12 protein-coding genes and 5 pseudogenes are annotated in these 12,632 nt (G+C 59.6%); 12 read left to right on the plus strand and 5 right to left on the minus strand.

Features of this window, described 5'->3' with window-relative positions; all coding sequences use genetic code 11:
* Positions 1-49: 49 nt before the first annotated feature.
* Positions 50-997: an ArdC family protein gene (locus ACVISU_RS17335; RefSeq protein ID WP_456707725.1), complete on the minus strand. Its 948-nt coding sequence runs from the start codon at positions 995-997 to the stop codon at positions 50-52.
* A gap of 1,217 nt (positions 998-2,214) precedes the next feature.
* Between ACVISU_RS17335 and ACVISU_RS17340 the strand changes: the two are divergent.
* Positions 2,215-2,479 (plus strand): annotated as a pseudogene (locus ACVISU_RS17340) (hypothetical protein).
* A 31-nt stretch (positions 2,480-2,510) separates the two neighbouring features.
* Here ACVISU_RS17340 and ACVISU_RS17345 read toward each other — a convergent pair.
* The 4 genes and pseudogenes from ACVISU_RS17345 to ku form a co-directional block, all read right to left on the minus strand.
* Positions 2,511-2,650, minus strand: a pseudogene (locus ACVISU_RS17345) (DUF3606 domain-containing protein).
* A 478-nt stretch (positions 2,651-3,128) separates the two neighbouring features.
* A complete protein-coding gene (locus ACVISU_RS17350) occupies positions 3,129-3,545 on the minus strand; it encodes a hypothetical protein (protein ID WP_456710843.1) in 417 nt (138 codons plus the stop codon).
* 20 nt (positions 3,546-3,565) lie between these two features.
* A complete protein-coding gene (locus ACVISU_RS17355; RefSeq protein ID WP_456707726.1) occupies positions 3,566-3,760 on the minus strand; it encodes a hypothetical protein in 195 nt (64 codons plus the stop codon).
* 136 nt (positions 3,761-3,896) lie between these two features.
* Positions 3,897-4,829 carry a non-homologous end joining protein Ku gene (gene ku / locus ACVISU_RS17360; protein ID WP_456710844.1) on the minus strand — a complete coding sequence of 311 codons (933 nt, stop codon included), beginning with the start codon at positions 4,827-4,829 and terminating at the stop codon, positions 3,897-3,899.
* 146 nt (positions 4,830-4,975) lie between these two features.
* Between ku and ACVISU_RS17365 the strand changes: the two are divergent.
* The 11 genes and pseudogenes from ACVISU_RS17365 (at position 4,976) to ACVISU_RS17415 (ending at position 12,555) form a co-directional block, all read left to right on the plus strand.
* A pseudogene (locus ACVISU_RS17365) lies at positions 4,976-5,372 on the plus strand (hypothetical protein).
* A gap of 46 nt (positions 5,373-5,418) precedes the next feature.
* Complete coding sequence (locus ACVISU_RS17370) at positions 5,419-5,868, plus strand: hypothetical protein (RefSeq protein WP_456707727.1); 450 nt, start codon at positions 5,419-5,421, stop codon at positions 5,866-5,868.
* Between the two features lie 3 nt (positions 5,869-5,871).
* Positions 5,872-6,597, plus strand: a complete 726-nt coding sequence (locus ACVISU_RS17375) for an SOS response-associated peptidase (protein ID WP_456707728.1) — start codon at positions 5,872-5,874, stop codon at positions 6,595-6,597.
* Positions 6,594-7,214 (plus strand): annotated as a pseudogene (dinB, locus tag ACVISU_RS17380) (DNA polymerase IV); the annotation flags it as partial. The gene ACVISU_RS17375 and the pseudogene dinB, both read left to right, overlap by 4 nt.
* A 311-nt stretch (positions 7,215-7,525) precedes the next feature.
* Entirely contained in the window at positions 7,526-7,861 is a 336-nt protein-coding gene (locus tag ACVISU_RS17385) for a hypothetical protein (RefSeq protein WP_456707729.1), read from the plus strand.
* A 95-nt stretch (positions 7,862-7,956) separates the two neighbouring features.
* Positions 7,957-8,508, plus strand: coding sequence for a hypothetical protein (locus ACVISU_RS17390; RefSeq protein WP_456707730.1), 552 nt, complete (start codon positions 7,957-7,959; stop codon positions 8,506-8,508).
* Between the two features lie 322 nt (positions 8,509-8,830).
* Positions 8,831-9,046 carry a DNA-binding protein gene (locus ACVISU_RS17395; RefSeq protein WP_456707731.1) on the plus strand — a complete coding sequence of 72 codons (216 nt, stop codon included), beginning with the start codon at positions 8,831-8,833 and terminating at the stop codon, positions 9,044-9,046.
* Between the two features lie 515 nt (positions 9,047-9,561).
* A pseudogene (locus ACVISU_RS17400) lies at positions 9,562-10,133 on the plus strand (ABC-three component system protein).
* On the plus strand, positions 10,130-10,618 hold the full coding sequence (locus ACVISU_RS17405; RefSeq protein WP_456707732.1) for a three component ABC system middle component: 489 nt from the start codon (positions 10,130-10,132) through the stop codon (positions 10,616-10,618). The pseudogene ACVISU_RS17400 and the gene ACVISU_RS17405 overlap by 4 nt, the downstream one beginning before the upstream one ends.
* On the plus strand, positions 10,615-11,520 hold the full coding sequence (locus ACVISU_RS17410) for an AAA family ATPase (protein WP_456707733.1): 906 nt from the start codon (positions 10,615-10,617) through the stop codon (positions 11,518-11,520). The genes ACVISU_RS17405 and ACVISU_RS17410 overlap by 4 nt, the downstream gene beginning before the upstream one ends.
* Before the next feature lie 135 nt (positions 11,521-11,655).
* Positions 11,656-12,555, plus strand: a complete 900-nt coding sequence (locus tag ACVISU_RS17415) for a DUF3732 domain-containing protein (RefSeq protein ID WP_456707734.1) — start codon at positions 11,656-11,658, stop codon at positions 12,553-12,555.
* Positions 12,556-12,632 lie beyond the last annotated feature (77 nt).

The raw sequence follows: 12,632 nt of genomic DNA on the forward strand, positions 1-12,632 counted from the left end.
ACTCTCTGAGGCCCCGCCGCGAAGGCAGCCGAAACAGCCGGCGGACGCATTACGCGGCCTCCTCGTCGCCCTCGTCGAAGGAGGCGATCGGCCGTTGCTGAAAGCCGAGCAGGAAATCGGCGGCCTTCGACGCCGCGCTCGCCGCCCGTACAACGGCGCGGTTGTCCTCACGCAGCACCTCCAGCCAGGAGCCGATATAGTCAGCGTGGCGAACGGTCGGCACGATGCCAAGTGAAGCGCAGACGAACGCACCCGCCATCTCCGCGACCAGTTCCTCGCGCGCGTAAGATTTGGAGCCGAACGACCCCGAAAGATCACGAGCAAGCCGGGAAACAGCTCCACTCCAATGCGACAATTCGTGGAACGCGGTCCGATGCCAGTTGATCGGCTCAAAATACGCCGCGGGCGGCGGGACCTGCACAAAATCGCCGGTCGTATCGTAGTAAGCGCGCACCCCGCCAATTCTGAAGTCGGCGCCGGTTGCGGCAATCAGCGCTTCCGCCTGCGGTTCGATCTGATCCGGCGGCGGCGGGACGACCGAGCCAGCGACGTCCTCGGGCAAGCCGTCACACTGCTCTATGTTGAAAACGGTAAAGCGCTTGAGAAACGGGATCGTGCCCGGCTCCTCCCCGGTCTCTGCGGTACGTCGACGCTCGTCCTCGGGAATAAAGCGATCCGCGTAGACAACGGTCGTACCTCGCTCTCCCTTCCTGACATGGCCGCCGAGCCCAAGCGCCTGACGAAAGGTCAGCCAGCTCTGGCTGGAGAAGCCGCACTCGACAACGGCGCCCCACAAAATCAGAACGTTAATTCCGGAATAACCGCGCAGCGTCGAAGCATTGCGCGGCATGGCGAGCGGCGCCTTGATCGGCGCCGTTCCCCATGGCTGCACCCAAGGGATACGGCCTGCCTCCAATTCTGCGATGATCTTGTCGGTGATTTCAGTGTAAACGCTCGCCCGGTCATCGCCAACGCGAGCTCGTGTGTGTCTGGACATCGCGGTTCTCCGCGACAGGCGCCGGAAGCCTCTCTCCCGACCTTCGACCCGTCACGACGAACCCGGTCCGCACTCTCACTCTCAATCTCGATGACGGCGCACAGCCGGAGACCTCGAACCGAATGGGCCACGTGTCCGACCCGTCTGGACAACTTGCAGCTCGATGCCAAAATTATGAATCACGCCGCGCCCCTACCCTTCTGAGGGCCACGGCGTCTGGGCAGCGAGAGTGCCGGGCGGGATCAGGAAGCTTTGTGCGCGAGGTGCGCGGCTCCCGTCGTTAACAAAGAAGAGAAGCGTATGGGCGAAGCGAAGCGGAGACTACTAAGGGTCGCGAGATCCGGCTAAGAGGCACCCGCAGGAGGGTCAGCATAGCGCCGACGCGTAGCGGCGGGACCCGGGACCGAGTGCAGTCGCGAGACCGGTTGAGAAGGCACCCGACCCGAAGGGCAGTGATAGCGACGCCGGCATGCAATGACGGCGGGCCCGAGGGCGAGTGCCTCCGGCGAGCGACTCAATGCGGCTTCACGTCTGCTTGGTATCAATTTTGCTTTTGTGATAGCTTCTCACTCGTGCGCATGTCTATGCACGGCGTGGGCATGTTCACTGAGAGCAAATTCTTACAGAGGACGACATGGCCAAGAAAGCGAAGAAGGCAAAGAAGACCGCGAAGGCAGCTACCAAGAAGGTTGCAAAGAAGACTTCAAAGAAAAAGAAGTAGTCGTATCGGCTACTGATCTATTGCCGCCTTCGGGTCGCAACCCGGATAAAAAAAGCGAGACCTCCCAAAGGATATGAAGCGTCCTTTGCAGCCTTTGGTATCGCGGCAAGCTGAGATAAGGCCGGACCTTTGTGCAGGTGGCTGCTGCATAAAGGTCCGGTTTTTCGTTTCTGCCCCGCGGGGGCGTGATCTGCCCGTGCGCGCGGGATCGAAGCCTTAAGGCCGAGACGCCGCGCGGCTCGGTTCACGAGAGCCCGGTGCGGCGACAGCCGCACGCGCAAAACGGACAAGGAGCAACCACCTGAGCTCGGACGTCTGAAGTATCGGAAAACGGTCTCTCCAGTTCGTTCTTACCCACCCAAGCCCCTGGCCGGGCGGAAGATTCGTCCTTCGAAAAGCCACGAGATCCCACGATCCGGAATCCCAGTCGTGTGTTAGCGATGGGGAACGTCTGCGGGACAAAACGATTCGTCTCAGCGTGGGAGAACCATTCAAAATGCTGATGACCAAGCAGAGATGGCCAGCGATCCGCACCCTGCGCGGTTGGGCGATCAACGTGCTGAACGAAGCCGCCATCCGCGAGTGCGAGGAGCACGGCTGGATGCAGGATCGCGCCGATCCGCATGCGCGAGAGCGAGCATTCGATATCGCCCGTGGAGACCCGCCGGCAGGCGTCCCCCCCCCCCGATGCAGCCTTGGCCAAGGTTCGGGATGTGCTGAACTCGATCGGTGATACCTGCCCGGAGTGCCCTCCAGATTAGAAGGGCTGGTGCTGAACGCCTGCCAGGCATGTCAGCGGCCCAGCTTTTTCTCGACGCGCTTGCGGAATTCCCGACCTTCTTGACGGCCTTCTTCACCGCCGAGGCCGAGTGCCCGGTCTTCCTGGCTTCATACCGGACTCCGTAGTCCTGCCCCTTGATCGAAGCCAAGATCGCGCAGAAGTTTAAGCGCCACTACGTCAAGCTCACCTCCGACGAGGTCCTGGTGCTGGCGTTTCTTCGTAAGCGTCTCGATTCTATGAGGCCCCCGCCTAGCATCACATACCAGTATCCGGAGGTCTGCGCCCTCCTCGATGTTGCCGAGCACGGCTCAAATGGCGGGTGCTGTTCTCGGCAGAAACAGGCCCTTGGTTCAAATCCGGATGCTTGACGTGGCGCCGGCCGGCAGGCTGGTCTCGGCTGGCGATACCGCACGTAGTTTGGCTTCCGTCCTCGCAATTTCGCGCCCTGCCAGCTCTCGGGACCGGTGCACCAGTCGCCGTCCCGAATCGAAACGTGATCGAGAGATCAGGTCGGCATTGCCGCAAACAAGGTGACGGCGGTACGCTTGGGGTTAAGGAGGCAATCGACTGTCCGGGACTATCGAGCCGCCGCGCCTAGCTGGCGGCTTTTTCTTTCCCTCCTTCGCTAGTCAAGAAGTGTTCGCTCTTGCCCTTTCGCGAGCCTCGCGACGACGCTCCCGCCGCTCGCGCCGCCGCTTGGCACGATCAGCGGGCTGCCGCAGCGGAGGAACGGGTGGCGGCGAGATCGCAATGGTATCCTCGACTGAAGGCGCCTGGGTAACCTCAGACATCGCCGGGCGAGCCTCCATGACCTCGAGCACCGCCCGTCCTTTGTCCGTGATCCTCCATCCTCCGCTGACGCGTTCGACTAGGCCTTGTGACCAGATGTCGAGGTCGGGTACCCCGGCCGCGAGCCGCCTGGTCCGGTCCGCCCAGTCGCGGCCACTGGTCGCCAAGATGGCCATGTCACGCTTGAGGTCCTCCATGACGGCAAATCCATCCGGATATGCCACCAGGATCTTCAGGACCGTGACCTGGAAGTTCACGCGCGCCCCCGCGATCAGCGTCACATCGTGGGCGCGTGCGAGAGGGCGTCTCGGCCAACCTGCTTAAGCCTCTCGCGAGAGACTTCGCCCTCGCCCGCAGCTTCTAGGATCTTCGATGCGACGTGAGCCCGCGCACCAATCTCGCGCTGCGAGATGCCTTCGCAGATTTCATCGAGGACCGCGCGCAAAAGCGCGGTGGTTGCCGTGTCGAACATGAGACGCCCCCGCGAGGGAAAATTGTATCCTAGCGCGGTTTCGCCCACTTTGGGATTCAGGCATGTTACATTTTCAGATAGTGCGCTGCACCCACAGTCGCGTCCCGCCCGGCGCCACCGGATGTTTCATGACAGGCTAGGCCGATTTTCGCTCCGGCTTGGCCGCCGGCTTCTTCGCCGCGCCCTCTTTCGCCGGCTTCTTGCCGGCAATCGGCATCAGCATTTCCTTCTGCCCAGCTGCGGCCTTACGAGGCTTTTTGCCTGATTTCTTGGGTGCCTCTCGCGCGGCCGCGCCCTCTCTTCCGATGCTCTTGCGCAGCGCGTCCATCAGGTCCACGACGTTTTCACCTCGAGGACGCGCTTTCGCGGTGATGGGTTTGCCGGCGCGCTTCTGATTGATGAGATCGATAAGAGCGGTTTCGTACTGGTCTTCGAACTTGTCCGGCTCGAAATGGCCCGCCTTCTGATTGACGATGTGTCTGGCGAGATCGAGCATGTCCTTGGTCACTTTGACATCCTGGATCTCATCGAAATACTCGTCCGCGGAACGCACTTCGTAAGGATAGCGCAACAGCGTCCCCATCAGCCCCTTGTCCAGAGGCTCGAGCGCAATGATGTGCTCGCGATTGGTCAGGACCACGCGACCGATCGCGACCTTGTTCATCTCGCGGATGGTTTCCCTAATGACGGCGAAGGCGTCGTGGCCAACTTTCCCGTCCGGCACCAAGTAGTAGGGACGGATCAGATATCGCGGATCGATCTCGCTCCGATCGACGAACTCGTCGATCTCGATGGTTCGCGTTGATTCCAGCGCGACATTCTCAAGCTCTTCCTTCGTCACCTCGATGAAGGTGTCCGTGTCGACCTTGTAGCCTTTGACGATGTCCTCGTTTTCGACCTCCTCGCCGGTGTCGGCGTCCACCTTGGCGTACTTGATGCGGTGGCCGGTCTTCCGGTTGAGCTGGTTGAACGAGACCTTTTCGGATTCCGATGTGGCCGGATAAAGCGCGACCGGACAGGTAACCAGGGACAGACGCAGGAAGCCTTTCCAGTTGGCGCGGGGGGCCATTGCAGGGGAACTCCATTTACTGATGCCGGATTCAAGACGAACGGCCGGGCTTGGTTCCGACATCGGGACCCGTCCAATAGGAGGATTTTCCCAGGAAACGCGCATGGGCGGACTCGACTTTTGTTCTCTTTATGTTCTAATTCGGAATGACCGATCGACCCGCGAGCTGGCGCATGCCGACCCCAAAGCAGATGGAAAAGCTGGCCGCTGAAGCCGCCCGTTGGCCTGGCCCAACCGCTGCGGCTCCGGATGCGCCGCTCCCTGCCGAATATTGGGAAGCGGTCCTCAAGGACCCTCGCGCCGGCGCGACCGGGGCACAGATGCGGCAGCGACGACTTTCGGAAATTCAGCGCCACGTACTCCGGGTCTCCTGCCGCCGCTGCGAGCGGACGGTGGAGATCCAGACCGCCGACGCAGTCCGATTGTATGGCGGCAACGCGGTCTGGAAGGACGTCGCGCTAACGGCTGCTCGACAACACCTGCCAGCAGCGCACCGGCAGGCATGAAGAAGACGGGTGCTGGCCGGCGTTCGAGACGCCGTAGTCACTCTGGATTTACCAATCCGATCTCTTTGCGCCAGGATGTCTGGATGGCTCCGAAGTATCACCCTACGCCCCTGTCGGGCGGTGATCGCAAGGCTCTGGCAAAAGAGCTCGGCAAGGCACGCGCAATGGCGAACATCCTGGCTACTCAATCGGCGGAGATGCGGGCCAAAGGCGAGGCGATGATCCAGCAAGCCGATAGGTTGCTTTGCGAAAGCTGGAACGAGCGGATGTGGAGTGACGGCGAACCGATCGATCCGTCGCCGACCATCGATCAGGCCGTGAACGGAGGCTTCCCCTGGCTGGAGATCAGGTGCGCGCGCTGCAAGACGCCGAGCGACGTCGACCTTGCGACGATGAAGCATCCGCCGACCACCTTCGTGCACGATCTCGCCAGCCGGCTGCGCTGCCGCAAATGCGCCAAGGCGGGCCGGCGTCCATCCGCGACTCTGCTACAACTAGCCTGGCAGCCGCGCCACCCTCGAACCGAAACCTGACTGATGTGCAATCTCTATTCGATCACGACCAACCAAGCCGCGATCAGCGCGCTGTTCCGCGTCGTGAACCGATACGTTGGAAATCTGGCGCCGATGCCGGGGGTTTTTCCCGACTACCAGGCACCGATCGTGCGCAACGGGGCCGACGGCCGCGAGCTCGCTACCGCGCGATGGGGGATGCCATCGTCATCAAAGGCGCTGATGGACGCCACGAAGAAGCGAGCCGAAAAGCTGCAGGCCAAGGGCAAGGCAGTGGATTTCAAGGAACTGCTGCGGATGGAACCGGACGGCGGTACGACCAACATCCGCAACGTTAAGAGCAAACACTGGACGCGATGGCTCGGAACGGAAAACCGCTGCGTGGTGCCGTTCAACTCTTTCAGCGAGTTCAACAAGGCCGAGGGCGGCGACATCTGGTTCGCGCTCGACGAGACCCGTCCCCTCGCCTGCTTCGCCGGCATCTGGACCAACTGGACGTCCGTCCGGAAGGTCAAGGAAGGCGAGACGACCAACGACCTCTTCGCGTTCCTCACGACGGAGCCGAACGCCGAGGTCGGCGCCATCCATCCGAAGGCCATGCCCGTAATCCTAACGACGCCGGACGAAGTCGAAGCCTGGATGACGGCACCTCCGGACGAGGCGTTAAAGCTGCAGCGGCCCCTTTCGGACGCAACGCTCAAGATCGTGGCCCGCGGCGTCAAGGAAGATCCGGCTGGGCCGACAACGTGACCGACGAGGTCAATGATCGGGCAGAGCCCTCGCCCCGCCAGCGGAAGATCATCCACATCGACATGGACGCTTTCTACGCGTCGGTCGAGCAGCGCGACAATTCGGATCTGCGCGGCAAGCCAGTGGCCGTTGGCGGATCCCGCGAGCGAGGCGTGGTGGCGGCGGCCAGTTACGAAGCCCGACAATTCGGCGTCAGGTCGGCGATGCCTTCGGTGACGGCCAAGCGGCAATGCCCCGATCTGATCTTCGTCAAGCCCCGCTTCGAGGTCTACAAGGCGGTCTCCCTGCAAATCCGTGAAATCTTCGCCGAGCACACCTCGATCATCGAGCCGTTGTCGCTGGACGAGGCCTACCTCGACGTGACCGAAAATCTGCAGGGCATTCCGTTAGCCCGGGACGTCGCGTTAGCGATCCGTGCGAAGATCAAGGAAATGACAGGGCTCAACGCTTCGGCCGGCATCTCCTACAACAAGTTTCTGGCAAAACTCGCCTCCGACCACCGCAAGCCGAACGGCCAGTACGTCATCACGCCGGAGATGGGGCCTGCCTTCGTCGAAGCCTTACCCGTAGGCAAATTCCACGGCATAGGACCTGCGACCACTGCCCGACAATCAGCTCATCGATGTCATGTGTGGTGCAGCGGCCGCTGCCCAACGATGCGCTCAGGCTCGTGGCGCGCGGCCCCGACAAGGATGACAACGATGACAACGCGGGTTGATGGCTGCCATCGTTGTTTTCAACTGCGCGAGCATCATACCGAGCAAGCTAGTTAGAAATCACAATTGATCGGCGCTCAACTGCAGAAGCCAAGCGAGCGAAGCAATATTGGAGCAGCTTATTCTGCGTTCTTGCCCCCAGAGGCCTGCGTTTACCGGTCCCATCCATCCTGCCTTGGTCCATCGTATCGGTTATGGAGGCAGCCACGGTGTTGAGCTACGCGATCATTGCCGATTACTTTCCGCTAGAAATCGCCGCACGTGCCAATGGCGCTTTGAACCTGGTGCACTTCGGTTTGGCTTTCGCGGCTCAATACGGCGTCGGACTAATCGTAGGCCATTGGAGTCCCCAAGATGGTCACTATCCCGTAATCGCCTATCAGACGGCATTTGGTCTCTGCCTCGCCCTGCAGGTAATCGCGCTCGTGTGGTTCGCCGTGCCTTGGTTTTATTCTTTATCTTCGCCTCCTGATAACGAGCTCGCTGCTTCTGTGCCTCCAACAGCAGAGGGATGGACCCTCGAGGCCCCTCAAGCCATCGAATCGTAAGGCGGCGTGGTGGCGCACAAATGTAAATATGAACGTGGACTAGTCCGATGTTGACCTGATCCTAATCAGGCCTTGGCCCATGTGAGCTGCACAGAATGAGCGAGCTCGCGCCGATATCGATTCAGGTAAACGTCGTCATTCCCAGCATTCAGCCTACGAAGGCCAAGATGCCGGTGCCGACGGTTGCGCATTCGACGAGACAGCAACGCGATCTCTACACCCAGCGGCTGTGCGAAACGTTAAATGGCTGGGTACGAGGAACCGAGTACGTCGTCACAGGCTCCGCCGTAGCGTCAGACCAATTAGGAATCGGCGTGGCGGTATTGCGCAAGTCGTCTCGTTCAGATGCCTTGGCGCAACCGGTCGAAGCGGACGTGCTGCACACGTTCGATCGACTGCGACGGGCCGCCAATCCGATCGAGCGGGCCTTTACCGCTGCTCGCGGCATTACTGTATTCGACCAGGACAATCTGTATTTGCTCAAAAGCATTGGTCATCGCTATTGGACCGAGACCGCCGCACTCAACGACGCGGATGAGATTGCTGGGACGATTTTGATGCATATTCGACGACTTTTCGAGCGAAGCTGTAAGTCGTTGAAATCTCTGGCGCTCCCTAGGGGAATCGAACCCCTGTTTCAGCCTTGAGAGGAACGACGTGATTGGCTAAGAGCCCCGCATACTTACCGATTATTTCAAACCGGCTCTTCAAATTAAGTCTGACGGGCATTTCTTCAACATAGGCCCATGACAGAGATCCGCGGATTGAAAGTCGTTTCGTGGTTCGGTCTCAAAAGGCGATGATCGCCGACGTGCCTTTGCGTGTCCCCTAGCATCCTTTTCTACGACAGCCGCAATCTGCCTCTTTTAATAATCCGGCATCCGCTCCATCAGATCGTGTGCGAAAGTGATTGGGAGATCAATAGCATTCCCAAGCGTGATCGCTTCGTAGGCACGTCAGGAGGAGTTGATGTCCGACAGAAAGTTTCTGACCGCCGAAGAAGTATTCGAAAGATATCGCGGCAGTGTCTCAATTGGCACTCTTCGAAATTGGCGAGCAATGAAGATCGGACCAACCTTCGTCAAGATTGGCAAGGCCGTTCTTTACCCAGCTGATGAGCTTGATGATTGGGATCGAAAGAATACGGTGACGTGTCGCGCGTCTAGGCAACCAAATATAGACTAACGTGAATGAGCATGATGGTCACGCACATGCACGCTAGGCCGCTCCCAATTGCCTGCCCCAGCTAGATCGATCACTTCTCAAAATTCTTTTATTTACAAAGAGATGCTTAAACTAGGCCGCATCGTGCACAACTATGGTTGTCATATTATCGCAAGACCGGAGGCATCGCGTCCGATGGTCAGTTCCTGCTCTTTACGACGGCCGAGCTCGGTGAGGACACATTCCTCTCCCTGTTCACCGAAAGCGCGGTCGGCGGCAATGATCGGGTCGAGCAAGCGCAGGCGATACTCGCCACCAGTACATCGGCGTTGATCGGCAAGATACGCGAAGAACTCGAACAGTTGAGTGAAGACGAGCTCACAGATTTCTATAACCGGATCACCATCATCGACGCGACGCCCCGAATCAACGATCTGCCGGCGTTGATCAACGTCCACCTGCGCACGATCCGGCGGGACTCCCGCATGGCCGTGTTCGAGCGCTTAGAAGGCTGGTGGATGGATCTCGCCATCAAGATGCTAACCGGCGAGCGCAGAGAACCCGTCCATGGGTACGAGGTCTCAGACAAATTGTCCGCGATCGCCGAGGAATATCGCACCGACAATCTGCCTATCACTTTCCGGGGACGCCTACCCGACGGCCAGATCGACGTCGCCAATGATCCACGGCTATTCGTCGAGCAATTGCGCGTCCTCGACCTATCGGCGATCCGCATCCGCAATGCTATTGTCGACTATTATCGCGCCTTCGAACAGCGCTCGAGCTGGGCGCGCGAGAGTCTGCTGATTTCCGATGAATCGAGGAATACGAGAACCGGTTGGTCGACGAGTGGACGCGCTATCGCGAGATCGTCTTCGAACGGTTGAGCGACACCAGCGATGAAGAGGCCTGCCTTATAGCGGGAAAGGAACTCTACCGCTGGGCAGAAATGGAGACGATGACACTACGCATCCGTGAGCGGGTCACCGAGCCCTATGTGGTGCGGGGGGTCTTCCACATACTCGCCAACGCGAGCCCGCGGCCAAGAGTCTATTGGCATCCCCGCTTCTTCGAGCGCCTTCGACAATTGCTTGGGATCGCTGCATGAAGCGGTGGGACGAACGACCGGTCGAGATTCACAATCTCTTCAACCCTGCCTTTTGCGGCCTTGTCCTGATGCGCGCGTTGTGCGGCTATGAAGAAGAGGACGAACGCGGCATGCCTTTCTCCCTCGTGCTCCTGGTGCTGCCACTCTGTCTCCACAAGCACTCGCGTGAGATCCTGCATGCGGGCAATCGCAGCTATCTGCTGACGCTTGTCGCGGCGCACCCCGAATTGCTCGTTGGCTTCGCACATCGCGCCACCAATCTATTACCCTACACCTTTGAAGCTCTGGGCTTCTTGATGCAGATGGGCCTGTTCACTGTCGATGCGCAAGGGCGGCTGAAAGCGATGCCGGGTGGCATCCGCAAGCCGGTCACCGGCACTACCGAGACAGTATCTTGCCAGCGCGTCGCGCGTTTTGTCGGAAAGGAATTCGCCCGCGTCGGCGATCGGAGCACCCTCTACATGACGATGGGCGTTCGGCCATGAAGATCAAATCGATCCACATCTACAGCCATGACCGCCGTCGGCGCGACCTGTCCTTTCATGACGGCCTCAACGTTATCACCGGGCGCTCGTCGACCGGCAAGTCAGCGCTATCAGACATCATCGAATATTGCATGGGGCGGTCAACCTTCAATATTCCCGAAGTCATCATCCAAGAGCGCGTCTCCTGGTACGCGGTCCTCTATGCTTTTGAAGGCGAGGAAGTGCTTGTGGCCAAGCCAGCACCGGAGCCAGGACGCGGCAGCTGTAGCCTCGCCATGGTGCGCCGTGGGGCTAAGGTCGCCATTCCAGAATTCGAAGATCTCACGGTCAATGACGATGATGATGGCGTGGTGAACCTTCTGTCACGGCGGCTTGGCATTCCGGAAAACACTACCGATGTGCCCATGGATAATAGCCGGGAAAGCTATGACGCCAATATCAAGCACACCTATTTCTATCTATTCCAGAAGCAAACCATCGTCGCAAACAAGGACCAACTCTTTTACCGCCAGAACGAGCAGTTTCAGCCGCAGACGATCAGGGACACGTTGCCAATCTTGCTGGGCGTGTCGTCTCGAGATCGGTTCAATCTGGAGTCTCGGTTGCGCGCCGCCCAGCGCGAACTGCGGCTGAATACCAAATTGATAGACGAGGCTAGATCCGCCATCGACACCTCGGAGGAGCGTGCGATCGGACTGCAGTCCGAAGCGCGGGCGGCCGGCATCCTCCAAGCCGGCCCTGCGGCGGACCTAAAGATCGTCGACCAGTTGCGGGAAGCTCTAACTTGGAAACCAACGCCGGTCCCCGAGGACGATGGTAGGCGTTTGACCGGTATCGAAAATGAACTGGTGACGCTGCGCGAGCAAACGTCGAGAAATTCAGCGCCTTCTCGATGCGGCTGAGCAATATGCGAGGCGTGCCGATGGATTCCAGACTGAGGCGGTCGAGCAGCATGATCGACTGACCTCGATCAAGGCCCTACCGGTCAACAAGGCGACGGCGAATGGCAATGGCCGTTCGCGGAGGCGAATCTGGCGTTGGAAAGCCCGATCGCAAAGTTGCTGCTTGCCGATCTGGAGGCGCTCGATCGCGAGATGAACGCCGTCGTCGGCGAGCGCCCGCAGCTCGATGCTTATCTGGACGAGCAGCGGCGTGAACTTCAGACGATCGGAGACCAAATCCGGGCCAAAGAGGTAGAACTGTCGAGCGCGATCGCGGCGAGCGAAATAATCGTACAATTGGGCAATCGTAACAATGCTGCTTCGCGCGTCGTCGGCCGAATCAGCCTGTTCTTAGAAGGCCTACTGCCTGACACCGAGCTTGCGCGGCTCGAGAAGGAGCAGCGCCGCTTGAGAGCGCGGGTCGCTGATCTCGAACAACGCATCGGCGCGGACGATTCAGGCGCCCGGCTTGCCTCGACGTTGAACAATATCTCGATGCATATGTCGGGCTATATCGCGGCACTTGGTGGCGAGTTCAGCCAATATCCGGCACGGCTTGACCTGCACAATTTGACGGTCGCGCTCGACCGCCCCGGTCGCCCGATCATAATGCAGCGAACCGGAGGCGGCGAGAACCATCTCGCAGCTCTGCTGGCGCTCCATCGCTTCGCTGCGAACCAGAACCAGCCTCTACCGCGCTTCCTGCTGATCGATCAACCCACCCAGGTCTATTTCCCGTCAGAAGCTTCCTATGAAGCAGCCGGTGGCTCGATCGAAAAGACCGAACAGGACGCCGATCTCGAAGCGGTGAGACGACTATTCGAACTGCTGGATAAATTCGCGCGTGAGGACGCTCCTGGATTTCAGATCATCGTCACCGAGCATGCCAATCTGCGCAATCCTTGGTTTCAAGAGGCTTTAGTTGAGCGACCTTGGACGAAACCGCCCGCACTAGTACCGGAAGATTGGCCAGACCTCGCAGAAGTCGCGAACTGACTCTGTCGTAAAACCCGCCCCTCACCAGTGCTATCGTTGAGGATGGTTTATGCTACAACTAGGACTACCCGAACGCC

It is taken from the genome of Bradyrhizobium sp. USDA 4452 (assembly GCF_054063575.1).

Excerpts from the sequence above, each read along its gene's own strand:
- ACVISU_RS17335 (WP_456707725.1), bottom strand. The coding sequence starts at position 997 with ATGTCCAGACACACACGAGCTCGCGTTGGCGATGACCGGGCGAGCGTT.
- ACVISU_RS17355 (WP_456707726.1), bottom strand. The coding sequence starts at position 3,760 with ATGTTCGACACGGCAACCACCGCGCTTTTGCGCGCGGTCCTCGATGAA.
- ku (WP_456710844.1), bottom strand. The coding sequence starts at position 4,829 with ATGGCCCCCCGCGCCAACTGGAAAGGCTTCCTGCGTCTGTCCCTGGTT.
- ACVISU_RS17370 (WP_456707727.1), top strand. The coding sequence starts at position 5,419 with ATGGCTCCGAAGTATCACCCTACGCCCCTGTCGGGCGGTGATCGCAAG.
- ACVISU_RS17375 (WP_456707728.1), top strand. The coding sequence starts at position 5,872 with ATGTGCAATCTCTATTCGATCACGACCAACCAAGCCGCGATCAGCGCG.
- ACVISU_RS17390 (WP_456707730.1), top strand. The coding sequence starts at position 7,957 with ATGAGCGAGCTCGCGCCGATATCGATTCAGGTAAACGTCGTCATTCCC.
- ACVISU_RS17395 (WP_456707731.1), top strand. The coding sequence starts at position 8,831 with ATGTCCGACAGAAAGTTTCTGACCGCCGAAGAAGTATTCGAAAGATAT.
- ACVISU_RS17405 (WP_456707732.1), top strand. The coding sequence starts at position 10,130 with ATGAAGCGGTGGGACGAACGACCGGTCGAGATTCACAATCTCTTCAAC.
- ACVISU_RS17410 (WP_456707733.1), top strand. The coding sequence starts at position 10,615 with ATGAAGATCAAATCGATCCACATCTACAGCCATGACCGCCGTCGGCGC.